At 46.2% G+C, this 25297-nt stretch carries 21 protein-coding genes and 1 tRNA gene; 2 read left to right on the forward strand and 20 right to left on the reverse strand.

Annotated elements, in window-relative coordinates; genetic code table 11:
- Positions 1–33: 33 nt before the first annotated feature.
- The 4 genes from G636_RS0103205 to glmM form a co-directional block, all read right to left on the reverse strand.
- Positions 34–106: transfer RNA gene (locus G636_RS0103205), tRNA-Thr, on the reverse strand.
- Positions 107–211: 105 nt separating this feature from the next.
- Positions 212–730: a DUF4364 family protein gene (locus tag G636_RS0103210; RefSeq protein ID WP_026506842.1), complete on the reverse strand. Its 519-nt coding sequence runs from the start codon at positions 728–730 to the stop codon at positions 212–214.
- A 50-nt stretch (positions 731–780) separates the two neighbouring features.
- Positions 781–2154, reverse strand: coding sequence for a replication-associated recombination protein A (locus tag G636_RS17140; RefSeq protein ID WP_051226451.1), 1374 nt, complete (start codon positions 2152–2154; stop codon positions 781–783).
- 9 nt (positions 2155–2163) lie between these two features.
- Complete coding sequence (gene glmM / locus G636_RS0103220; protein ID WP_026506843.1) at positions 2164–3549, reverse strand: phosphoglucosamine mutase; 1386 nt, start codon at positions 3547–3549, stop codon at positions 2164–2166.
- A gap of 118 nt (positions 3550–3667) precedes the next feature.
- Between glmM and G636_RS0103225 the strand changes: the two genes are divergently transcribed.
- Both G636_RS0103225 and G636_RS0103230 read left to right on the forward strand, forming a co-directional pair.
- The gene (locus tag G636_RS0103225) at positions 3668–4753 is read left to right on the forward strand and encodes an HD-GYP domain-containing protein (protein ID WP_026506844.1); all 1086 of its coding nucleotides are present in this window, start codon (positions 3668–3670) and stop codon (positions 4751–4753) included.
- Positions 4754–4792: 39 nt separating this feature from the next.
- Positions 4793–5956 (forward strand): acyltransferase family protein, encoded by a 1164-nt coding sequence (locus G636_RS0103230; RefSeq protein ID WP_026506845.1) that lies wholly within the window; start codon positions 4793–4795, stop codon positions 5954–5956.
- On the opposite strand, the gene G636_RS0103235 is transcribed toward G636_RS0103230, so the two are convergent.
- The 16 genes from G636_RS0103235 to G636_RS0103310 form a co-directional block, all read right to left on the reverse strand.
- Positions 5928–6962 (reverse strand): glycosyltransferase family 2 protein, encoded by a 1035-nt coding sequence (locus G636_RS0103235; RefSeq protein WP_026506846.1) that lies wholly within the window; start codon positions 6960–6962, stop codon positions 5928–5930. The two genes, G636_RS0103230 and G636_RS0103235, sit on opposite strands and share 29 nt — an antisense overlap.
- Before the next feature lie 68 nt (positions 6963–7030).
- Complete coding sequence (locus G636_RS0103240; protein WP_026506847.1) at positions 7031–7609, reverse strand: hypothetical protein; 579 nt, start codon at positions 7607–7609, stop codon at positions 7031–7033.
- A 7-nt stretch (positions 7610–7616) separates the two neighbouring features.
- Positions 7617–9026, reverse strand: a complete 1410-nt coding sequence (locus G636_RS0103245) for a sugar transferase (RefSeq protein ID WP_026506848.1) — start codon at positions 9024–9026, stop codon at positions 7617–7619.
- A 45-nt stretch (positions 9027–9071) separates the two neighbouring features.
- Entirely contained in the window at positions 9072–9854 is a 783-nt protein-coding gene (locus tag G636_RS17145) for a glycosyltransferase family 2 protein (RefSeq protein WP_051226453.1), read from the reverse strand.
- A 6-nt stretch (positions 9855–9860) separates the two neighbouring features.
- Positions 9861–10616 (reverse strand): DUF5672 family protein, encoded by a 756-nt coding sequence (locus G636_RS17150; RefSeq protein ID WP_051226454.1) that lies wholly within the window; start codon positions 10614–10616, stop codon positions 9861–9863.
- 11 nt (positions 10617–10627) lie between these two features.
- Positions 10628–11581, reverse strand: a complete 954-nt coding sequence (locus G636_RS0103260) for a glycosyl transferase GT17 family protein (protein ID WP_026506849.1) — start codon at positions 11579–11581, stop codon at positions 10628–10630.
- A 78-nt stretch (positions 11582–11659) separates the two neighbouring features.
- Positions 11660–13174, reverse strand: coding sequence for a DUF3329 domain-containing protein (locus tag G636_RS0103265; protein ID WP_026506850.1), 1515 nt, complete (start codon positions 13172–13174; stop codon positions 11660–11662).
- A complete protein-coding gene (locus G636_RS0103270; RefSeq protein ID WP_026506851.1) occupies positions 13158–14360 on the reverse strand; it encodes a hypothetical protein in 1203 nt (400 codons plus the stop codon). The genes G636_RS0103265 and G636_RS0103270 overlap by 17 nt, the downstream gene beginning before the upstream one ends.
- 27 nt (positions 14361–14387) lie before the next feature.
- Positions 14388–15428 (reverse strand): glycosyl transferase, encoded by a 1041-nt coding sequence (locus G636_RS0103275; RefSeq protein WP_026506852.1) that lies wholly within the window; start codon positions 15426–15428, stop codon positions 14388–14390.
- Between the two features lie 11 nt (positions 15429–15439).
- A complete protein-coding gene (locus G636_RS0103280) occupies positions 15440–17272 on the reverse strand; it encodes an ABC transporter ATP-binding protein (protein WP_051226455.1) in 1833 nt (610 codons plus the stop codon).
- Entirely contained in the window at positions 17269–18375 is a 1107-nt protein-coding gene (locus G636_RS0103285) for a glycosyltransferase family 2 protein (RefSeq protein WP_026506854.1), read from the reverse strand. The genes G636_RS0103280 and G636_RS0103285 overlap by 4 nt, the downstream gene beginning before the upstream one ends.
- A 19-nt stretch (positions 18376–18394) precedes the next feature.
- Positions 18395–19270, reverse strand: coding sequence for an alpha-1,2-fucosyltransferase (locus G636_RS0103290; protein WP_026506855.1), 876 nt, complete (start codon positions 19268–19270; stop codon positions 18395–18397).
- 36 nt (positions 19271–19306) lie between these two features.
- Positions 19307–20380, reverse strand: coding sequence for a hypothetical protein (locus tag G636_RS0103295; protein ID WP_026506856.1), 1074 nt, complete (start codon positions 20378–20380; stop codon positions 19307–19309).
- A gap of 18 nt (positions 20381–20398) precedes the next feature.
- Positions 20399–21862: an MBOAT family O-acyltransferase gene (locus G636_RS0103300; RefSeq protein WP_026506857.1), complete on the reverse strand. Its 1464-nt coding sequence runs from the start codon at positions 21860–21862 to the stop codon at positions 20399–20401.
- 94 nt (positions 21863–21956) lie between these two features.
- Positions 21957–23978 carry an asparagine synthase (glutamine-hydrolyzing) gene (gene asnB, locus G636_RS0103305; protein WP_026506858.1) on the reverse strand — a complete coding sequence of 674 codons (2022 nt, stop codon included), beginning with the start codon at positions 23976–23978 and terminating at the stop codon, positions 21957–21959.
- Positions 23979–24025: 47 nt separating this feature from the next.
- A complete protein-coding gene (locus G636_RS0103310; protein ID WP_051226457.1) occupies positions 24026–25297 on the reverse strand; it encodes a glycosyltransferase in 1272 nt (423 codons plus the stop codon).

Here is a 25297-nt window from a genome sequence, read left to right on the forward strand (position 1 = left end):
GCTTTGAAGATTCAAAGCTTTGAGCTATATACGAGCTGCTAACGGGACTCGGACCCGTGACCTCCGCCTTACCAAGGCGACGCTCTACCGACTGAGCCATAGCAGCATCTGAGCTGTGAGAGATTTGGTAATAGAGCATCTCTCGAGCCACGAAAGTTATTATACTAGGAGATACCTTTATTGTCAACGCTTCAAAGCATAATAACTATAGTTACTCAGACAATTCTTCCATAAGGTATCTGTAGATACCGCTGCTCCTGTCCTTCCATTTATCACACATCACTTCTGCCATTGATTTGTCAGGTACCATCATCCTGATGTCTATGAGAGTACTGTTCATCTCTTTAGCTGTCAGATGGATCTCATAGGTGCCATCCATGCACCTGCCGTAATCAGATAATATCAGAGCTTCATCTCTGATATTGATGCGGTTCTCCTTGAGATACAGATCTATCTGTTCCCTGATACCCGGGTCCATCTTGGTTCCAAAGAAGTCAAGCGCCTCTTCTCCCGCAGGAGTAAGCTCCAGGTAAGTCCTGTTTCTTACTTTCTTTTCCTCTATAAGTTTCTGATCTCCCAGTTCTCCAAAGGCTTCCTGTAATGTCATGAAGGTCGTATACTCATTACCCAGTATGAAATCGAATATCTGGGATTTGCTAAGCGCAACCTCGGAGCGTCTGAGCATATATAATACTATGATCTTGTATAAGGTAAGATACTGTGATGCCAACTTTCGCCCTTCCCTATTTTATCTCTAAAACAATAATGATCCTTAGCTTATTAGTTATTTTGATCCTCTTCCTGGTCAGTCCGGGACTTTTCGAGCCTCTTTGCTTCTTCCTTTTTCAGGAATTTCATATGCTCTCTGATCTTGACCTCATAACCATTACCCGAAGGAGAATAGAACTCACGGCCATTGAGCTCGTAGGGCAGATACTGCTGCCTGACGTAATCATTTGGATAATCATGAGCATACTTGTAACCTATCCCGTGGCCAAGCTTTGATGCCGACTTGTAATGGGCATCCTGAAGATGAGGGGGTATGGGCAGATTGCCGCTCTTACCCACTTCACCAAGCGCATCGTCAACAGCACATATGGAGCTGTTGCTCTTAGGGGCTGTCGCCAGATATGACGCTGCCTGAGCCAGTGCGATCCTGGCCTCAGGCATGCCCAGTCTCTCCACAGCAAGGGAGGCTGCCACAGCAACCTGGATCCCCTGGGGATCTGCATTGCCTATATCCTCAGATGCCAGCACCATCAGCCTTCTGGCTATGAATTTGGGATCTTCACCTGCACTGAGCATCCTGGCCAGATAATATACAGCCGCATCAGGGTCAGAGCCTCTCACGCTTTTGATAAAAGCGGATATGGTGTCATAATGATTGTCCCCGTCCTTGTCATAACGCACAGCCTTGCGCTGGATACATTCCTGAGCCACATCCATGGTGATATGGACCAGGCCATCCTCCGACCTGTCTGTGGTCATAACAGCCAGTTCTATGGCATTGAGAGCATGACGGGCATCTCCGTCAGCCATATCTGCAAGAAAATCTGCAGCATCATCGTCTATCTGAGCATTATAAGCTCCCATACCCTTCTCACTGTCATAAACAGCTCGGATTATGAGCTTTCTCACATCCTCTGCAGTCAGGGGCTTAAGTTCAAATATAGATGACCTGGACAAAAGAGCTCCGTTTACTTCAAAATACGGATTCTCCGTAGTGGCTCCAATAAGGGTCAGGGTACCATCCTCCACAAACGGAAGGAGGTAGTCCTGTTGACCTTTATTAAAACGATGTATCTCATCTATAAAAAGTATAGTCTTTTTCTGATACATCCCTGCCCGCTCTTTGGCAGCTGCCACCACTTCTTCCATGTCCTTTTTGCCCGCTACTGTGGCATTGATCTGGACGAATTCGGAACTAGTAGTCCCTGCGATCACCCTGGCCAGGGTAGTCTTGCCGGTACCGGGAGGTCCATAGAGTATGATGGAGCCCAGCTTATCAGCCTTAATCGCCCTGTATAAGAGCTTGTCTCTGCCTATGATATGCTCCTGACCCACGACTTCATCAAGACTGGTCGGCCTCATTCTGGCTGCAAGAGGGGACTCCTTTTCATTATTTAGAGATCTTGCGTATTCAAAGAGATCCATGTCAAACCTTTATGCTTCGTATCCTCTGGACTTGATCACATTAACAACACTATCTACCAGGTTTCTGCAGGTTTCCTTGTCTTCTGCTTCTACCATTACACGTACTACAGGCTCTGTACCGGATTCACGTACAAGGATACGTCCTGTCTTGCCCAGCTCTTTGGCTACTGATTCAACCTTGGCCTTGACTTCAGGATCATTCTGAGCTGCAGCCTTATCCGTCACTCTGATATTCTCCAGAACCTGAGGATAGATCACGAGTGGAGAGCAGAGCTCTGACATCTTCTTCTTGCGTGCCAACATCACTTCCATCATCTTGATAGATGTGAGGATACCATCACCTGTGGTGGCATATTTGCTGAATATGATATGACCGGACTGCTCTCCGCCCAGGATGCAGTTGTGCTCGTTCATATATTCATATACATACTTGTCTCCAACAGCTGTCTTGGCATATTCAATACCTGCCTCGTCAAATGCCTTGTAGAGACCAAAGTTGGACATAACAGTGGTAACAACAGTATTATTTACCAGCTCGCCCTTGTCCTTCATATACTTGCCATATACATAGAGGATATGGTCACCGGAGACTACCTTGCCGTTCTCATCCACGCACAGACACCTGTCTGCGTCGCCGTCATATGCAAAGCCGATATCCAGGCCTTTCTCCACTACCATCTTCTGCAGATTCTCAATATGGGTAGAGCCTACGCCGTTATTGATATTGGTGCCGTTGGGTTCTACGCCCATCTCGATCGTGGTAGCGCCAAGAGCATCGAATACAGACTTGGCTATATTCCAGGATGCGCCGTTGGCACAGTCAAGACCTACCTTGATACCCTTGAAGCTGTAAAGACCAAGAGAGATCAGATATCCGATATAGCGATTTCTACCGGATACATAGTCTACTGTACATCCAATAGCATCCTTGGTCGCAAAGGGGATCTCTTCCCACTTCTTGCCAAATACTTCAAGATGTCCGTCTATATAATCCTCAACCAGAGAAATGGTCTCTTCGTCCATCTTCTCTCCGTTGCCATTGATCAGCTTGATACCGTTATCATAAAAAGGATTGTGGCTGGCAGTGATCATGACACCGCAGTCAAACTCATCAACTCTTGCTACATAAGCAACTGATGGAGTGGTTGTAACATGAAGAAGATATGCATCTGCTCCGGATGCTACAAGGCCTCCTACCAGGCTGTACTCAAACATATAGCTGGAACGTCTTGTATCCTTACCGATGACGATCCTGGGAGCGGAGGTGTCACCCTTTTGTCTCTTGAGTTCACCATAGTACCAGCCCAGAAATCTTCCCACTGTGTATGCATGATCTGCTGTGAGGCCCACATTAGCTTCTCCTCTGAAGCCGTCAGTTCCAAAATATCTTCCCATCTCGTTACCTTCCTTTCGAAATTCTTTGACTGTATAATTCTATCACATTTTGACTTTTACCGTTGTCATAACTATAATTAATTTAACTGACAACTTAGCACCCATCGGAGCCTTGTCAATGAAACGTGTAATGACTGCCAATCTTCTGCCCGGAATGGTCCTGGCAGAGAATGTTTACACATATAACAACGACCAGCTGATCCTTCCCAAAGGGTCTGTACTTGATGACAAGTCCATTGCCAAGCTGGAATTCTATTCTACCATCAATGTCCTTGTAGAAGAACCCATAAACAACGAAATACCTGCAGAGAGCGGTAGCCTGGGAGATCTGTCTTATTCTCAAAGGCTCAGGCAGACTGCGCAGTTCAAGCAGTTCAAGGCCGACTTTGAAAATGCAGCAGGGGGCTTTGAAAAGAACATCAACAATGTGGTCAAAAACAATGCACCCATCGATGTCAATCAGTTGACATCCCCTGTATTTGAACTGATAGAGACCACCAACGGTCCCTCCAATGTTTTTGACATGATGCACTCACTGCGACAATATGACGACGCCACCTACACACACTGCATCAATGTGGCTCTTATATCCAACATCCTGGGGCAATGGCTGCGTATGCCTGAAAAGGAGATACGCACCCTGACCACAGCAGGCCTTCTCCATGATATAGGCAAGCTTGTCATCCCGGAGAAGATCATCACAAAGCCTGCCAGGCTTACTCAATACGAATATACCATTGTCCAGACCCATCCCCAGGAAGGCTATAAGATCCTGAAGGATACTGATCTTGACAATCATATCAAAAATGCCTGCCTCATGCATCATGAAAGATGTGACGGAACAGGCTATCCTCTGCATCTCAAGGCTCCTCAGATAGACCCATATGCCAAGATTGTAGCTATAGCTGATGTCTATGATGCTATGACCAGTGCCCGCGTCTACAGAGGTCCCCTGTGTCCTTTTGTGGCCATATCTCTTTTTGAGAACGAGGGCCTGCAAAAGTACGACACCGGAGCTATCATGACCTTTTTGACCAACATCGTCAATACCTACCTCCTTAACAGAGTAAGGCTCAACAACGGTATTGAGGGTGATATCGTATTTATCAACAGAGACCACCTCTCCAAGCCCACTATACGCGCCGGAGAAAAATATATAGATCTTACCCAGACCCCCGATCTCTATATCGAGGCCATTGTGTAATATAATTACTGCAGCTGGTCAGACTTGTAAAGGAAGAATATGAACAGTAAACGAATATATGCTCTAGACATTGCAAAAGCCATCTCAATATACCTGGTCGTCCTGGCACACCTGCTCCGGGACGGCCCTTATTTTGCATATATAGTACCGGCTACGATACCCGTATTTTTTATACTGTCTGGTGTAAGCTACAGACCTTCCGGGTCCTTTCCCGCATTCCTTTCCAAAAAGGCAAGGGCCCTGATAAAGCCCTATCTCTTTGCCGGCATCATCAGTATATGCATCTACCGCATAATGGGAAGCTTTGCAGGAGATATGCTCCGCGAAGGCGGCGGCGAAAAAAGCTTTATGAGCAATATCCTGGAGCTTGTCTATGCCAATGCCAAGCATGATCATATGAAATGGAATAATTCCCTTTGGTTTTTGCCCTGCTTTTTTGTATTACTTATAATAGCAGAAATATATGAGAGATATATACTCCCACTTATATGTTCAAATAAGGAGAGTCTTATGGCTATAGTCTCAAGGCTGATCTTCTCCTTTTTGACATCAGGGCTAGCCTTTATCCTCTCAGGCTTTGTGACAGATCTCAGGCTCCCCTGGCATATCGAAGGTGCTCTTTATGCCATGCCCTTCTTCCAAATTGGCATCATACTTCGCCCCTACATATACAGGATGACAGGTAAGGGCTCATCAGATGAGGAAGGAGCTCCCTCTTCTTTAGGCAGTACAGATCCTTCCGGCAAAGCTGATCAGGGCAGAGCCCTCCTATCAGCTTCCATAAGCTTTATCTTCTTTTTTGCCATAGGCATATTCCTTGGACTTATAAACGGCGAGACCAGCGCCAGGACAGATGAATACGGCCTTTATCCTGCTCTATATTATTTTAGCGGCATCTCCTTTGCCATATCCTTCATATCTTTTGGAAGCATAATAAAAGACAGGATACCTGACATCAGCTTCGTGGGAAGAAATACGCTTCCCGTACTACTGTGGAACAAGTTTCCTGTCCTTCTGATACAGCTGGCAGTGCCGGGCTTTCTGTCTCTGATAAGAGATCCCGGAAGTCCCATAGCCCTTATGGGCTGTCTCCTGCCTGCTATTATTGTCATCATGGCTTGTCTTGTATTTGACAGCATATTAAAGGCTGCCTTAGAGCTCCTGACAAGGAGTATTATTTCCTTTTCAGGCTCCCGTAAATAAAGATATATAAGCCGGGAGATATGAGAAAGAGCAGAGTCTTGACCTTGTAGCCAATGTCCAGGGCCGCAAAGGTTCCTTTGGTCATCAGGCTGTCTGTTACTGCAGCTCTTATGCCATCTATATATTCTCTCTTCCTGTCGGCAAGGGATGCCGGAATGGCATATAGCTTGCCTGCCACTATTATGGCTGCCATGATCCTGATCACCGATAGCCTGACAAAGGTGTCATCAGAAAAGCAGTCCTTTCTCTCCTTCATGACTTCATAGGCCATCCTCCAGGACCTGATCTGGTCCATGTCAGAAGCCTTAAAGGGCGAGAGCATAGCTCCATTCTCATTGATAGTATATTCATAGCTTCCTGCAGGGATGGCGCCTATAAGCCTCTCATCTCCTATGGCCATAGCTATATCAAGGAGCATGAGCATGTCTTCTCCTATAGCCATGCCTTCTGTAAACCACTTGCCACCTATAAGCTCATCTATCTTATCTCTAAGGTATATCTTGCCCCAGACATGATTATCACGCTCAAGAAGAGCCCGCCTGATATATTCATATCCTGTCATCCTGGCATATATCTCAGATCCTGCTATCTTGCTGCATTTACTCACGTCTCCCCTATCGCTCAAGGCCATAGACGCATTATCATCTCTCATGGTCACCATGTAATAGCCGTCCAGGATAGCCGTATGCAATCTTAAGAGATAATCCTCCAAGGGCCCATCATCCACGTCCGCAAATACGACAAAACGGCCTGCTGAAGCAGCAAGGCCTGTATTTCTGGCGGCTGATACACCCCTGTTAGGGGTATGTATCACCTTGATATCATATGGTTTTTCCAAAGAAGTCAGCTTATCCAGAGTAGCTGCAGTTCCATCCGTAGATCCGTCATCTACCAGGATCAGCTCAAAGTCTTCAAAAATCTGACTGTCAACGGCTCTGATGCAGTCCTGCAAATAAGCCTCGGCATTATAGATAGGGATTATCAGGGATATCTCTCTATTATCCATAGTCATTATCCATAGTCACGAATCACAGTCATGAATCACATTATAAAAGCTATCCAGCCTTTTTGGCTTTAGTTTCTAAAGAGCTCAGCCCACCATTCTCCCAGTTCATTGAGGCCTGCTCTGTGATCCCCCAGATCCTCAAGGAGCTTCATCCTGGGTTCCACGCCGGGGACCTTTTGGAGCATCCTCTCCTCTATCCCTCTGTCCACTGTGATCACCCTGTCAGCACGTCTGGCAGATGAATAAAAGCGCCTCATAAGCTCCGGATGAGGGAGACTGTCACCGGGGCTCAAATGTGCAAAGAGGAGACTTGTCTGAGAGCCGTTATATCTCACAGGGAGTCTGCCGCTTGGGTAAAAGACCCTGTCACATTCCAGCTTTGGAGCCATGGCAGCCACGCCAAAGGTCTCCCAGTAGAAGAGATACCTGCTGTCTGTAGGATCTCCGTCCATAAGCAGGAAGCTGGTACCATCCACATCCAGATCCTCCTGGTTGCTCTCGTTGCCCAGGATCATGATATGGTGTTCCAGATCCCTCTTCTTGTTCTCAAGTCCAAGATAAGCCACCAGAGACTTTACAAGAGCATACAGCTCTTCGTTATCCGGATCCTCTTTGATCAGTTTAAAACAATCAATCGCTAAATTCATAACTTCTTTACGATGCTCCGCTGCCCTTAAGTACTACTGCTACAGTCTTGAATAGGATCTCCAGATCCAGTCCCAGAGACCAGTTATCGATGTACTGAAGGTCGAGCTTTACTATCTCATCAAAATCCTCTATATCGCTTCTTCCGCTGACCTGCCACATGCCTGTAAGGCCGGGTGTCATACTGATACGGCGTCTGTAATATTCATTGTACTGCTCAAACTCATTTTCGGTGGGTGGTCTGGTTCCCACCAGGCTCATATCGCCCTTAAGGATATTGAGGAACTGAGGGAACTCATCAATGGAAGTCTTACGGATAAAGGCACCAACCCTGGTGATCCTGGGATCGTTTTTGATCTTGAACATCAGGCCTTCCATCTCATTCTGGGCTTCCAGCTCTTTTTTGCGTTCCTCAGCATCTATATACATGGATCTGAACTTATAGATCTTGAATCTTCTTCCGTTTCTGCCGATCCTGGTCTGTGAGAAAAAGATCGGTCCGGGAGAATCAAGCTTAATTGCTATGCCCACAAATATTGTCAATATTCCGGTGAAGATAACACCAACAAGTCCGCCCAGTATATCTACCAGTCTCTTGATGATCAGAGCCCTGTATCTGCCTGTTCCCTTTGAATAGGAGATAACGCTGTAGCCGCCTATCATGCCTACAGAGGTCTTGCCGCTGACGCCAGGAAGCTCTACGCAGTAGTGTACTGTCACACCCATGTCTCCAAAAGCGTTGATAACGTCTGCAAGAGATGTCTGGGATATATCAGGAGTATAGATAAATACTTCGTCCAAAGGCATAGTGGTAACAGTATCTATAAGTCCTTCTCTGTCTGATATCACAGATACTCCTCTTATCACCTGCCCCTTCATATCCTTGTCCAGACATACAGCACCAACGATGGCATAATTGATATCTATATGATGCTGCATATGGCGGATAGTCTTTTCCAGATCCTTTTCCCCAGCCAGGATCAGTATCTTCACAGCTGTGTCGGCATTTTTCCAATATGCTCCAAGTCCGTTTCTCAGGAAATGGTGTACCAGCACTGTGAATATATAATCCAGAAGTATGAAATAGAACATTACAAGTCTGGAGAATATACTTCCGATATTCAGCAGGTAGTTAATGACCATGGTCGATAAAATGATCACTATCTCATATTTCAGGACTGCCAGTGTTTCCTGAGGAAAGCGCCTCTTCATGTAATCCCTGTTGTAATCTGCCACAAAGGAATAGATCGTGCAGGTCAGGATCATGATAAAGCAGACCAGGAAGTGAAGTGTCCTGTCATGCATGCTGTTGAAATTGCCCCATCTGATATATGTGGCTGCTATGAAACTCAAGAATATAACAAGGCAGTCCAATATCCAGAGCAGGTATTTTACTGAATACTCATTTTTACCGTTCATACTACTCCTCCCTAAAACACTTCCCCATATACTTATTCCCCTATATCATGCAGGATCCCTGAGTCTCTTAAACAGGTATCCCAGCCTGATCTTCTTGTCATAGAGCTTATGCACACGCATAAGTCTCAGGTACTCTCTGCGTACAAGGTTTTTGTGGCTCTTGCAGTAATTGGTCATCTGACCGGCGCTGATACCTATGGACACCAGAGGCTTTTTGCTGCATACCATCTGGCCTGGTCCTTGTCCCTTACTTGTAAGTACCTTCAGATACCAGTCCATATCTATGAGCCATCGAAGCTTATTATCAAATCTGCAGCCCCTGTCACGTATTATAACAGCAGATGGGGCTCCAATGGTATTACCAAGATATAAATCTTTTGAATCTTTTGATATGATCTCCAGATCGCGGTCCGAGATATGCCTGGAAAATCTGCTCTCCGGAGATACCTGCCAGGTCCCTGAAAAGGCAAGGTCCGCATCCGGATTATCATCCAGCATTTTAACAAAAGTCCCAAGACTCTCTTCGTCAGTAAAGAAGTCGTCGTGGAGCATCATCTTGATATAGCTCCCGCCTGCTCTCTCAAGAGCTGCATTCCAATTATCTCCGGGGCGCCCTGTAGACTCATGCTTTATATATATGAGCTGCTCTATATTGTCTTTGTATCTGTCTGCCAGCCTCCTGCAGCTATCATCCGACGAATCATCGGAGATTATCACCTCATAGTCCCTGTAGCTCTGAATGACTATGGAATCCATAAGGCGCTCAAGGCCTGCAGGATCATTATAGGCAGGTATACATATTGATACTTTGGCATTCTTAACAGACATAATGGGTTACCTTCTTAAAAGGACATGGCCTGCGTGACGGAGCTTTCTGTAAGCCCTCTCATACCATGCAGGATCATGGAACCTTGGATATACACTGTTCCTGCCTGCCCACTTATGAAAAGCAAAGGGCACTACTCCTTCTGTCTCAGGAGTCTCATTTTCCATTGACAGATGGGCTGCAAGCTCAGGAGGCGCAAAGCGCATTCCGGCTTCCTCCAGCTCCTTGTGATGATGACAGCATAAAAAGCCGTCTTCATTGTACCAGCCTTCAAAGCTCTCCCAGGGCAATCCCATAAGTGCAGGAGCCTCAAGTAGTCTCCTTGACCTGATGCCCACGCTGTTGCCCACTCTCATGAGCCTGCCGTCAGGATCCCTGTAGGTCACCTTGTCATCTTCCGGAGGTATAGGCCATGGAGCACCTATATAATCATAGTCCAAAAATTCATCCCTCCAGGATGAAGGATTGACCACAAAGCCGTCGTAATGGACCAGCATGCAATAGTCAGTGTTGATATACTTATACAATTCGTATATCATATCATAATTAAATTTGTCGATGTTATCCAGCTTGTCAATCTTGCCAAATCTAATGGATGAGGGCAGATAAAAGGGCTTTTTGTGTGTCACAAGAACAGCATCACCAAAGTCCACCCCTCTCATGCTGTATTCCATAGCCTTAACAGTGGCCTTTACCTTGACACTGGTAAGGGCACATAAGGTCACATTTGGAAGCTGGAGCTTTCCGTTTTTATACTCAGCCATATTCTTCCCATTTATTGTTCAAGGCCTATGCGTCTCATCACATGATGCCAGGCCTTTCTGATAAAGCGTCCTGCAGTGAGGTCCAGCCTTGCCAGGAGCTTTTTTGCTGCTGTGATCCTGGGCATTACCAGATAATCATATTCATCCAGATGCTCCAGAAGATAACGGGGATATCTGCCATCCACCTCGTTCCACTCAAACCTGGCATTTCTGCCAAGAAGATCTTCCGAGAGGATCAGATGATCCATAGTCTCAGCCAGTATCTCTCTCTCATTGTATTCCTGATGGGCCGCCGCCTTAATCTTGACGCCTATGCGCTTTGCTGCATTGGTCTCGTGATGACCGCCCATATAACCAAAGTGCCAACCACCGTCAGCCACTCTTACACTCCTTGGATCTGTCACAGGGACCTGATCCCTAAGCCTTACTATACCGTCCTTTGGAATCTGCCTGATAGAAGTGATCTTGGTACCCAGCCACTTCCTGTCTCCATCAGCTATCTCAGGAAAATCTCCCGCTGTTGCAAGGAGCCTTCCCGATACTTCCATCATATTGATAAAAGCATAGTAATTATCCTGGGCCAGGTGGTATACCTTGCCGGGATCAAAGCTCTCTATGATCTTCTCCAATACCTCAGGCCTTGGGATCTCGTCGCAGTCACTGAGCATGATGATGTCAGTGTCCGTGGCATCCTTAAGTCCTTCTATCAGGTGATTTTTCTGGAAGACATCCCTTTCAAAGGTAGTTATGTCTCTGGGATTCTCATCTACCACTATATAAGTGATCTTGTGGAGAAATTCCCTGAACATATCCTTGTGGGCTTCAAATACCAGCTTCTTTGGCTCTCCCGAAAAAGTAGTGGTAGCCTCCTCTATAACGAAGCGGTCCACATATGGATCCAGAACATTTAACCTGAGCTTTAATATATCCAGTTCATTAAAAAAGGGTATGCAATCGTATACCATATGCCTATAACCTTCCAACGAGCCCGCTCTCATCCGGCCATTTTGCAAGGGGAAGCCGGAAAGACAGATCGGGGAAATTTATTGATCCTTGTAAACAGCTTCCCATTCTTCATAAGGGATAGCCCTGATGGAGTCTACTCCAAAATAATCTTCATACTGCACATTGATCCAAAAGTCAGGATCATCTGTAAGCTCCATCTCATAAGCGCAGCTATAATGGTTATCAAAGTCAGGATGAAACTGTGCCACAGTGATATCATCACTTCCAGCGGCCTTCTGCTCCAGGATGTATGCCACTCTCTCATCATAATCTCTGCGGATCCTCATGAGCATAACGCCGCAGTCTATAAGATCAAATATGAGATAGATGCTAAGAGCCGCCGCACATACAGCGTAGATAAAGGTCAGCATACTGCCAAGCGCCTTCTCCAGCACTTCTCCCGAGACCTTTTCACCAACGCTCTCCTTCATAAGAGCACAGCTGTCTTCATAATTCTCAGCCTCCCTGAGATTATCAGACAGGCCCTGGATGCAGGCGATCAATAGGAATATACCTGCGCCAAAGATAGCTCTTACCTGAGGGAGCGCTGTTGCTATCAGCACATAGAGAGTAGCAAAATACAGTGCAAAGAAGGTCAGCCTGTTGCGAAGGGCAATAACCAGTCTTGTAAGCTCCAGGTGCCCCTCTCTTCTGTATATATACATAACTGTCCAAAGGACTGTTGCAGCAAAGATTGCCAGCAGTATCAGAAATTCATCTCTGTTATAAAGCGTCAGCTTCTGGAACCTGGCAATATACTTGGCAAGTCCGCTGTAATTCTCTTCTGCAAAGCTCCCTCTGAGCCTGGCTCCGGGAGAAAGTACCATAAAGGCAAGACCTACCACATTACCTGCAAATGCACTGTAATGATAAGCAGGGATCACCCTTTTCGACCACTTCCTGTAGCCATAGAGGATGATGAGAAAAAGAGCTGCCGCTCCTGATGTATTCTCATTGCACCAGCCTGCTGCCCAGCCAAAGAAGAATGCTCCTATAATGAGAGGCAGTGAAGCCTTGCGGTCTGCTGCAAGGAGATCTCTCATCCAGGTCATAAAGCCCAGGATGATCACGGCTCCCCAAAGATAAGTCATAGTGCCTGCCATCCAGAGCATGGTCTGAGCCATATTAACTGAGAATATCCACAGTCCCAGCTGTACCAGGAGCATCACAAAAGGATCCCACCTGTCACGCCTTCTCACATTCATATATACAAGAAAAGACAGCAGCATAAACATACAGCTGTTGATGATCTTGAATATCCACTGGGGCAGGCAGAGCATAAACCTAAAGAATATAAAGGTCACAGTCCTGCTGTTCCATGTCATGTACTGCTGATACTCCTGCTTAAAGAGATCAAGGACTGACTTTGCCTCCCTTACCTGGGATCCATAGCTCATATCATCCGAGATAAGAGGCGTAAAGAAGTTAAACATGAGTATAAATACAAAGGAGATCAACGCTATGACTGCCACAGCAGTAAAGCGCACATCATGCTTATTTGCCCTGCCTCTTTGCAAGGCTTTATTATCCATATTTTCAGTCCTGACTTTCATTATTATCCGGAACCTCCATGCCAAATAAATACAAGGCCGCTATGGGCAACAGGATATTCCTGCCTATATAAACAGATACAAAGTGAGCTTCAGCAATAGTATATATGCTCACAAGTGTGATCAATATCAAAGCAGCCCCGTCCCTCATCTTCATAGCCCTTATCATTATAAAGAGTATGACAAGGCATATTACAGCAGCCGGGATCATGCCATACCAATAGGCCAGCCTGCACCAGCCCATATCAAAATAATAGTCTGTATCTCTACCTGCAAAGAGCTTCCAGCTCTCATATGCTCCGGGATGGGCATCCCAGTTCCAGTAGAGATTCTTGATCCTGCCTGTGAGGAGCCTGTCTGCAAACTGTACATAAGGATGCTCCTCTCTCCAGGTATATCTGCTGACTCTGGCAGACCATATGGAGAAGCCTATGCTGAATATGTATCCAAGGGTCCCAATTATATAAGGGATGATATTAGCAGCCAGTGCAGGGACATATCTTAGAAGAGAGAATACGATAACCGCAAGAGTCCCTATGATCATAGCTGTATCGCAGCCTGTCAGCAAATAAAAAGAGAGATTAGCTGCAAATACCAGAAGATAATGATACCATTTCATATCCCTATAGTACAAATACAGGAAGAGAAGTATCAACACCATGAGCATGCAGTGAAAGGCATTGGCATCACCCATGCCAAAGCAGTAACGCTTTATACCTTCTCCCGAGATATTGCTGATGCCTCCGTATATACCTGTCAGAGACAGGATCATAATAAGGCCCGTGCCGCACAGCGTCTCATAAAAATAAGTCTTTAAGACCCTCCTGAGATCCAGCCCTGTCATAGCAGCTGTAAACATAAAAAAGCGCAGGAGCTCATTTCTTCCGGAAAAGAAATAATCCGTCCCGCCTAATATGATCAAAAAGACAAAGAAAAGAAAAGCTTTCCTGTCAAAGCTATTTATACCAAGAAGGACCACGGCGCATGCCATCAGAAATGTAAGTCTGAATACATAACTGGGCCAGGGAAAGAGGAAGTTGCTCTTATCCACTATCACAAGGCCTATCTCCAATGTCAGCATCAGAAAAAACAGTATCTCCCTGATCCTGACTATTTCCGGTCTTTGCAGATATGACGCTGCCCACCCTAAAGCTCTTATATTATTCTTATCATCATAGGCAGCAGCCATATGCTCCCGTCTCCTCAATCATCATTATCATGCCGCCCGGCGTATCAGCCCAAGTCGCCTCATAAGGCTCAGCCTGATCCTGCCTGCAAACCATGTGTAATATACCATTTTGGCTCCAAGCATACCGATCTTATATTTTATGCCCTCAGGCTTATGTCCCAGCTCTGAATAAAATCTGTTTTTACTCTTATATTCTTCCAGTTCTCTCCTGCATTCATCAGCGGTGAATATCCTGCCCTTCCTGTCCTGATAATTGAGGAAGCTGTAGATATTCTGCTCTGAAGCCCAATAACCGTCTGACAGATTATATCTGGCCCAGTATTTGGGAGCTATGACGTATCGAAGTGTGTCACTGGTCATCACAGGAAAAAGAGCAAAGGATGAATTGGATAATATGAGATATCTGGCATTCTTGACAGCCACATAGTCACCTGCCATATCAAAGTGGTATGCAGGGATCTCAGGCAGTACCTTGGCTGCTGCCTCGGTATCATCTGTCACTATCATAAATTCCATATCAGGATTTAATGCCCTCATGTTCTTCATAGCCCTGAGCCAGTAGCTCCTGGGCAAAAAGAGCTCGGGAGATGAACTATACTCTCCTCCCCTCATATTAAGGATGCAGAGATTGTCCCTGGTGTATTCATGACTGTCATATTCATCTTTGACCTTAAGCCAGTCCCTGATCTCATCCCTGTGAGCAGCAAAATAGCTCTCCGCCTGAAGATTGCCCCTAAGAAGTGTATTATCCTCCACTTCCATAATGGACATATCAGCGCCGCTGACATATATGCCTCTTGTCATATCTGCCCCCGAGCTGGCCTTATAGAGCCTATCCTCAGCGTCATTCCAGATAGTCATCCCTTGACGCTCATCATCCGTCAGCTCACGGCCTGTATCTATATCCATGAAATACATGCCCTTCCTGGAATGGATATTATTGCCAAACTGCTCGGGATTATAAAGGCCAAACTCACAGCCTCTGTCAAGAGCCACGGCCCTGGCAGTCACATATGCAAAGAGCTGGTTGCCCAGCCCCTGACCTTCTATCAATTCAGTAGCTATCATATATCATATCCTTAGTGGACGATATGTTTGCCGTCCAGCGTGGTCTCCACTATCTTCTCGTTGGACACCTCATAGATTATATCACATTTCTCTATGGTATTAAGACGGTGGGCTATGATGATCATGGTCTTCCTGCCGTGGAAGCTGTTGACCGCTTCCATGACAGCTGCCTCTGTCTCATTATCAAGAGCAGATGTAGCTTCATCAAATACCAGAATCTCGGGATTATGATAGAGAGCTCTTGCTATGCCTATCCTCTGACGCTGTCCGCCGGAGAGCCTTACGCCTCTGTCACCTATCTTGGTATCAAGACCCTCGGGAAGGGATCTGACAAATTCATCAAGCTGAGCTTCCCTCAGCACTTCCCATATCCTGTCTTCATTTATCTCATCCGCCTCTATACCAAAGGCTATATTTTCACGAATACTTTCATCTATAAGATATATACTCTGGGGGATATATCCTATCTGAGCCAGCCAGGAGCCATAATTAGAGAAGATATTCCTGCCATCACAGGTGATCTGGCCTGTCTGGGCATGGAGGAGTCCCAGGAGTATGTCTACCACAGTGGACTTACCGGCACCTGATGTTCCCATGATGCCCACTGACTTGCCCTTAGGGATCAGCATATCTGCATCCGAGAAGATATTCTTGTCCGCATCGGGATAGTGGAAGGTGATATGCTCCATCCTGATCTCATGATCCAGCTTCAGAGCCGGTCCTTCTGCTAAGTGGTGTACCGCTTTCATCTCAGTATCAAACTTCATGGATTCTGTCAGATTCTCAAATACATAATCCAGACTAGGCTGAGAATAAGCAATCTCTGTGATATAGGTATTGATCCTGTTGACACCGGGCATGACCCTCATAGCAGCAAGGCCAAAGGCTGTCAGCTGAGGTATGAGCTTGGTCACATTATTGCCCATGATCACATTAAAGCCTATAAAGGCTATGACACTGACCATGAACACAGTCTCTATCATATAGCGGGGCAGAGCGTTGAGCACCGCATAATTTCTGGATATGGCAGCTCCTATGAGTCCACTCTCATAATAATTTCTGATAAAAAAGTCTTCTCTGTTTAATACTTTAACATCCTTGAGACCATAAATAGCCTGGAGTCTCCACTTGGCGATCCTGGACTGTATAGCCTGGTTTTTGCTGCCCATTTTCTGAGCTCTGGGCTTGATGAGAAAGGTATTGATAAGGGTGAGAAGCCCCAGCACTACTACAATAAAGGTAGCCATCTGCCAGTTAACTAGCAGCAGCACTATAGCAAGAAGTACTGCTACTACCAGCTCTGTTGCCAGCTGAAGTAGCGCCATGACAAGGGCAAAAACGTGAGGGATATCGCTATCAGTGATACGAAAGACTGTGGGGATATCCGCACCAAGATAATATTCATAAGGGCGGTTAAGGAATTCCCTCATAACCCTGGAGATCATCTGATTACGCCCATATACAGCAAAAGAATTCTGACATGCTGCCAAAAAGAGCAGGAAAACATTCTTGACTATAAAGAGTATGATCAGAGCTGCAAGCAAAAAGATGATCACAGAGCGGTCATCATTTAGTCCAAAAAAGGCCATAAGCCCCCTGACAAAAGGGAACTTCTCCGAAGCTGCTTCAATCCCGCTGTGGAGAGTGACAGGGTCTATGATGGCTGTAACAACAGGCACTATCATGGATACTCCAAGAGTCTCAAATACACCTCCTATGAGGATGAGCACCGCAAGGCCCACTGCCTGCTTTTTTTGCTTTTTATCAAATATATATCTGAGCTTGTGTATGATCGAGCCTGAAGCTCTCTTTTCCTTACTGCTCTTTGTGTTAGTACTGTTCATTTTTTACTCCTAAGTGGCAAAATTACGTAGTCATTCAGATCCATAAAGATGTTATATAATATGGGACTTATGAGAAAGAGGCGGTTTCTGAGCTTATCTCCCTTTTTGCTCTCCGGAAGGGAATATATATCTTCAAAGGACTGCCTGCTCTCTTCTATCACGCTTCTAAGCTGCTCCATCTTGATCTTCTTATCAGTATCAGATGATCTTCTTTCTCTCGTATATAAGAGGAGCAGTTTCTTATATACCATATACTCATGTATAAGTGCAAGCCCGTCAGTCCCCGCCTGCCTCAGCACCCTGTCTCTCTCCCTGTATGCAGGGATCTGGTGCGTGAATATCTGGGAGGGCACACCCTGGTTCATGATGCTGCCCTTTCTGTCCACAATGTAATAATAGAGCCTGTCTTTTAGGACTACGCCCCTCTTAAGGCCCGCAAGGAGCCTTGTGGTATATACTATGTCCTCATAATAGCCCTTAGGGAATCTCAGCTCTCCTGCAGTCTCACGGCGGTAGAGCTTATTCCAGGCGCAGTTCCTCACAGGATAATCCTCCGGCTCACTGACAAGGTGATAGAGGAGTTCATCCCTGTCCATAAGAGCATGTGTGGATATAAGGCGCTCTGCTACAGCCCCTTTAGAAAGGCTGCCCGCAGACCTCTTATTCCATATATCCCAGCCCTCCTGTTCAGATACTTCCATATATGAAGTAACAACGATATCAGCATCATACTCAAGATAGGCCGCCATCATCTTCATGTAGATATCAGGACTTACAAAGTCATCTCCGTCCACAAAGGCATAAAAAGCGCCCTTTGCCCTCTCCATAGCATAATCTCTTGCAAGCCCCAGGCCCTGATTCTCTGTATGGAATACCCTGATCCTGTCATCCTCCAGGGCCAGCCTGTCGCAAATAGCAGGCGAAGAATCAGTGGAGCCGTCATCTACCACAAGGATCTCCAGATTCTTGTAAGTCTGCTGCATGATGGATCTGATGCAGCGCTCTATATATTGTTCTATATTGTAGCAGGCCACTATTACCGATATGCATTCACCTTTGCCTTCGGGAATAGGGGCAAGCTCACCATCTATGATCTTGCGCATGCCTTTCTCCAAATAATACTTATCTTGCCGGCACCTTCTCCATCCAGTCAGAATAGATGTCCGACATATCCTTATTATTGATCCATTTATGAGGTGCCAGAGTGACTCCTCCCCTCTCTCCAAGGTAGGCTCCCCACCAGGAATAAGAGGAATTGGCTATGATATGATTCCTGCACAGAGACATCAAAAAGAATTCCTTCAGATCCCTGTTTTCACCGCTTTCTGATACAAATACAACGCCGTCAAGGCTGCCATATCTCTCCCTGCACCAGTCTATATCATTTGAAAAGAATATATACCTTGGCTTATCTATCCTGCCTGCCATTATCTCCATGGCTTTGTCATAATAGCTTTCTGTACATATGCCGCCATAGGTCTTTGCTACGCCCGGCCAGAGATAATCGCCTCTCCTTATATGTACGCTTACAGCAGCAGGATCACAGACTGCTTTCAAAAGATCAGGGTCTGACAGGGCAATGATATCATCCCTTCGCCCAAGGATCTCTGTCTTTAGGCTCTCTCTGATATCTTCCCCTTCAAAATATTTTTCAGACTGAAAGAAGCCGTCCAGATACACATCATCCAGGTCTTTTATACGAGCCGAATAATTGCCGTCTGCAGGCTCAAAATAGTCCTTGGACTTCCTGCCAAATATCTTACGCCTGATCCTGTGATAGGGATCCATATAGGCATCCCTCATAGCACGAACTTCGTCATCTGTAGCACTGACAACATCCAGACCCAGCTTGTCCAATAAAGGGACTCTTTGCTTGTCCGTCTGCATCCTGGAGACCTCATCTATTTTCACTTGTCGGCCCATGGCCAGAAGGCTCTTGTAAAGGGCGTATATAAACAGCTGATTACCCAGGCCTCCCTGTAATTTGATTATTATCATCTCTTATCCTGTTCCCTTATGATACAGTATCCCGATTTAGTTTATGATCCCGTTAAAATCATAGCCTTGATAGTAGCTCTCCAGATCGTCATAATAGCTGTCAACATTTTCCTTAGTTAGTCTTCCCTCGCCCTCTGCCATCATTCCCATGAGCCTGTCATTTATATGATCCAGATAGTGGAGAGAGTCCCTGTAATTATCCAGATCTCCCGTAATATCTGTCCTGTCATCAAAAGCATAAAGCTCTATATTGTCATATTGAAGGATGAGGTACGCAGCCAGCTTGTAGCTCTCAATGTCCTTTATAAGATCCCCGGCTTCATACTCGCCGCCCCACCATACGCAGCTATAGGGCGGGAAAAAGTATATAAAGCGGGTATCAGGATATTTCCCGGCAGCAGCTGTGATATTCTGCTCTACAGTCTCTGTGATATTCCTTATATCTTCATCTGTCAGATGGGGAAGTTCTGCAGGCTCATCAAAATGCTCTCTTCCTGCAAGTACAGCTTCGCGCCCCCTGGCAGCTCCTTCCATCCAGTTGGAGTACTCATCAAAGCCTGTCACGCCGCCCCGGGCGCCCATAAGAGACTTTATGATCATAGGCAGGGCATAGCCTGCAATGACTGTACCGTTTAGGAGGTAATTCACATCATTAAATATATTATCATCATAGAGATAATCGGGATATGTACCCAGGTCCTGTCTGTCAGAGTCCTTTGGAAGACGCAGATAGTTGCCGTCTATGCCCCTTATCACAGTCTTTATATCATGGGTCCCAAGAGCCAGCTCCACATTATCGCCGATCTCTCTGTACATTGCTCCGGAATAGCACACCTTGATAAAATCTCCGCCCCAAAGCTCCTCCGCAAGAGAGGCCTTGAAATTCTGGGTCATGCTGGTTCCTGTGATCAGGCTGTCATATTCAAAGTGTCTGGTGATACCGTCGTTTTGATATCTCTCATTATCCAGGCGGTAGTACAGGCCGGGAAGAGGCGCATGATAATGAAAGAAGGGATCAATGGCATAGGAAATAAAGCCTGTGAGCAGGAGCACTGCAAGCAGGATTGATATAAGCGATATGACCCATTTGCGGCTGCTGATCTTCTTCAATGGTTTTTCTTCCTTTTACTAAAAGTTAAAATACAAAAAAGCCGTAACACTGGACATTTTCAAAATGCACACTGTCAATATTATAAGACAGGCTGTCAAACCAAGGGGGCTGTTCTTAAACTGCCTGCGCTGACTGTTCTCAGGAATAAGGCACAATAAGAGGCATAGAGCAAGGGCAGCGTATGTGCATAGCATATATACATCCATATCGCTGTAGGACATGCCTATGGCTGACAGAACTGTGCGGAGCCTGGGGATACGAAATACCATGGCTATCTCCTCATGCATTACCCAGTACCTGAGCCTGAAAGCCTTGCCCATCATATAAGCCCAGTCAGCTATGGACCCAGCCCTGAAGAGGAGCCAGAGACTGCTCACTGTCAGGAAGGTGAGGATCCATCTGATAAAGGCCGGTAGCCTGTCATAGATACGGGCAAATATCCTGTGGAGGACCTGGAAGACTCCATGCAGCAGCCCCCAAAGCACAAAGGTCATGCTGGCGCCGTGCCAAAGACCGCTAAGGAGAAATACGATGATCATGTTCAGATAAGTCCTGGCCTTGCCCTTCCTGGAACCTCCCAGGGGAAAATAGAGATATTTTCTAAAGAAAGAGGTAAGCGTCATATGCCATCTCTTCCAAAAATCAGAAATAGACAGAGCCTTGTAGGGCGAATCAAAGTTGACCGGAAGCTCTATGCCAAATAGAAGAGATACTCCCGATGCCATATCGCAGTAGCCGCTAAAGTCAAAATATATCTGAAAGCTGTAAGCTATCATCACAGCCCATACATCAAGAGAATAAAGACCATGCACATCCAGCATGCCCAGATCCACAGCCTTGCCAAGAGTATCCGCTATGAGCATCTTCTTGCCAAGACCTATACTAAAGAGACCAAGTCCTCTGGAAGCCTTATCCCAGTCATAGGCAGCAGGAGCGGGGCGCCTTATCTCAGCTTTAAGATCAGACCAGAGGCTGATGGGGCCCTGGATCAGCTTTGGAAAATAGCTGATATAAAGGGCATACTCTCCAAATGTCACATCATCCGTCTCTCCTCTATAGCTGTCCACCAAAAAGGCTATCTGGGAAAAGGTGTAAAAGCTGATGCCTAGAGGGAGCATGATCTTAAATACCGGAATATCTACTCCCGTTATGCTCCCTGCTATATCTCTAAAAAAATTCATATACTTAAAGTATATAAGGAGGGCTATATTAATAGCGACTCCCCCTGTCAGGAGCCTTGCAGCCCCTTTGGGCCTGATCTCTGACCTGGCCTTTCTGATCATACGTACAAATGCGTAATTGACCAGTATAGTACCCATAAGGAGAAGGAGATAATATGCGGAAGCATAGCCGTAGAAAATAAGGCTTGCCAGCAGTAGCCATACGCGGCTCTGTCCGGGCATTTTCCTGCCGATGACCCTCCATACAGCCAGTGCAAGCGGCAAAAAAAGGAGGATAAAAATATATGAATTAAAGATCATAGATGTTGATAAAACCTCTACTTCTTATCAGTTATTACTTAAAATATCCTTTGCTATAAACTCTGTGGCAAATATGCTGTTTAATAAAGCTGTTTTATCTCTCATACTTTCTCAGCCACTGGTTAAATACCAGCATATGCCATATTTGAGGATTCCAATTACCGGTCCTTAGATAATCCCTCCAAATACCCATAGCTGCATCAGCATCCATGTAACCTGCATTCCTTATGAAGGTCTCGTCCATGAGGCTGTCAGCCCAGCTTCTAAGATCTCCGTCCCTTAGCCATTTGCCGATGGGTATGGAGAAGCCCTTCTTGGGCCTGTTTGTAACTTCAGGGGGCACATACTCTGACAAAAGCTGCCTGAGGATGAGCTTACCTGTATCTCCCTTTCTCAGATACTGCCCGGGAAGACTCCAGGCAAATTCCATAAGGTCCCTGTCAAGAAGCGGCACCCTGCTCTCCAGAGATACTGCCATGGCTGTCCTGTCCACCTTGACCAGTATATCATCCGGATGATACATGGACATATCTATGAGTCTGGCCTCTGTGATCACATCTCCAAGGCCTGCTGCCCGTATGGATCCTGCATATAAAGGCGCTTTGCCATCTCCGTTATAAAGAGCTCTGCCAAGGCCCATAGGATCCATCTTGCGCATATGAAGATCTCTCTCATCTATGGCTTGCAAAAAGGAGCCTTTGGCCTTCCAGACATCAGAACCTCTGCCAAGGCTGGCCTCTGCGAGACTCCCCAGAGGACGCCTTATGATATAAGGCAGGCGTGATATGCTATTCCAGGTATGCTCTGCAGAGCCATAGGATAAATAGCCTCCAAAGAGCTCATCTCCCGCATCACCTGATAGTGATACTGTCACATGCTGCCTGGTAAGCTTGCTCACCAGATATGTGGGTATCTGGGAGGAATCCCCAAAGGGCTCTCCAAATATGTCAGGGATCATGGGGATCACAGCCCTGGCATCCTTATCATCTATATCCATCCTGGTATGATCAGTGCCCAGTATAGCTGCGATCTCACCTGCTATCTCAGCTTCATTGTAGCGGGGATCGTTCATACCTATGGTAAAAGTCCTGACCCTGGCGGGAGAGACCTCCTGCATAAGGGATACTATGGTGGGAGAATCTATTCCTGCTGACAGGAAGGCGCCAAGAGGAACATCTGATATCATCTGACCTCTTATAGCCTCTTTTAACAAGCGTTTTGTCTCCAGGACAGCCTCGTCCATGCTGCCCCTGAAGGGATTTTGCCTTCCCCTTCTTGCAGCCTCCTCCATTGACCAGTATATCCTGTATATATGCCCCGGCCCTTCGCTTAGATAATGCTCTATCTCACTATCAGAAGCAGCATCCACTACCTTGTGCTCAAAAAAGCAAGCGCCGGATCTGTTATGCCCATAATAGCTCTCAAGATCCCCATCCGCTACAGGATCAAAATAGTCAAAAGGCTCCCTGATAGTAAGTATGGTACCTGGCAGGAGCTTGTATATATTCTCATATATGCTGTAGGGAGCAGGAATATAGCCGTGGCTAAAATAAACAGGAAGTATATCCCTGCAGATCCTGTTATTAAAGCCCTCAATCTCCCTGAAGCAGGCGATATTGGATGCAAAAGCAAAGCAGCCTCCCATGCAAAAGCCGTAGTAAAGAGGCTTTTCACCTGCCCTATCTCTGGCCAGGGAAAGTACATGCTCCTTTCTGTCATACAGAGCTATGGCAAACATGCCCTTGCAGAATCTCAGGGTATCATAGAGGCCGTAAGCTTCTGCAGCCTCCAAGAGAACCTCTGTATCAGACTCAGATCGAAAATCCGATGCCTTCATATATCCGTCTGATATCAGCTTGTCTTTGAGCTCATCAGAGTTGTATATCTCACCGTTGTATACCATGACGAATCTGCCGCTGGCAGATACCATGGGCTGGGCACCACTTTCAGACAGATCTCTGATAGCCAGGCGTCTGTGTCCAAGGAAGATATTCATCTCCTCATCCTGCCAGATGCCGCCTGCATCAGGTCCTCTGTCTTTCATTCTCTCATTCATTGCGGCAATGGCCCTTAGTCCGTCGCCTTTATAACCTATCAGTCCTGCTATTCCGCACATAATGTCCCTGCTTTGTATCTGATGTCACTGTCATGATATGAGCACTATCAGGATCTCATAAATGACAGCAGATAATCTTCCCATTGTCTGTTAATAGTATCAGGCATGAATCGCTCGCGTATCTTAATTGCGTGCTCAGACAGCCTCTGGCGGTAATCTCCATCTGATAATAGCCTGTCCATAGCCTCTGCCATGGCATCGTCATCTCTGACTCCTACCAGGATGCCATTTTCGCCATTTTCTATGATCTCAGAAGGGCCATAGGGGCAATTGGTGGATATGGATGCCAGTCCCAGGCTCATGGCTTCTATCAGTGAATTGGGCAGGCCCTCGGTATCCGATGAGAGCACAAATACTGCCGCATCGTATATCCTGTCAGCAACGCCGCTTACCTGGCCCTTCATGTCTACCCGGTCCTTTATGCCCAGCTGTAGTGCCAGGTCCTCCAGCTTATTTTTTAAGGGGCCATCTCCGTATATCTCCAGCTTCCAGTCAGGATATCTGTCATGGACCTTTGCAAAAGATCTTATGATCATAGCCTGGTTCTTGTTCTCATCTATCCTGCCAACCACACATATCCTGTGCTGTCTCTCTCCCTTATAAGGCTGTCTCATAAATGCAGGATTCAGGGAATTGGGAAGGATAACGGACTTTTTCCTGATATTTGCAGGAAAATATTCTGACGCTCCCCTGGTCTGCAGGACCACGCCTTCCGTCATGGCAAAGGTCAGCTTCATGGACATATCCATGGCTCTTCCTGCATACTCCCTGGCAGGCCTTGCCCTGACAGATACTACGCAGGGGATGTGAAGCCCTCTTGAAGTGAGAATAGCCATGATATTATTCTTGCCTATAAATGACAGTATCAGGTCGGGAGAGAGCTTTTTCCATATGGATCTGAGCTTATTATATCTGGTCATAAAAGCCCCTGCCCTTCCGGGAATCGCACTTTCACGGTCCGGTGATCCTGCGCCTTTTAAGAGGCCGTTTTCATCAGCAGCAGAAAAAACTCTCATAATGCCGTCTTTTTTGCCACCGTTTAAGTCTATATAAGCCAGCCCTCTTCCTTCTGTCAAAAGAACGGGTATTATATCGGTATCTGTTTTATCATGATCAGAAAAAGCCTTTGAGACACTGCAGGTGCTATCCCCTGCAAAGGAGCCTCTCACCTGCTTCCAGGCAGCATCAGGGACCTCATACTCATCTGTGTCCAGATAACTGGTCACCAGTGTCACCTTGTAGCCTCTGCCATAAAAGTACTCTGCAAGATTGACCATGACTCTTTCAGCTCCCCCTTTTCTTAGGGAGCCTATATACAT

Origin of the sequence: Butyrivibrio sp. MC2013, from assembly GCF_000424585.1 — a bacterium.
Taxonomy (GTDB): Bacteria; Bacillota; Clostridia; order Lachnospirales; family Lachnospiraceae; genus Butyrivibrio.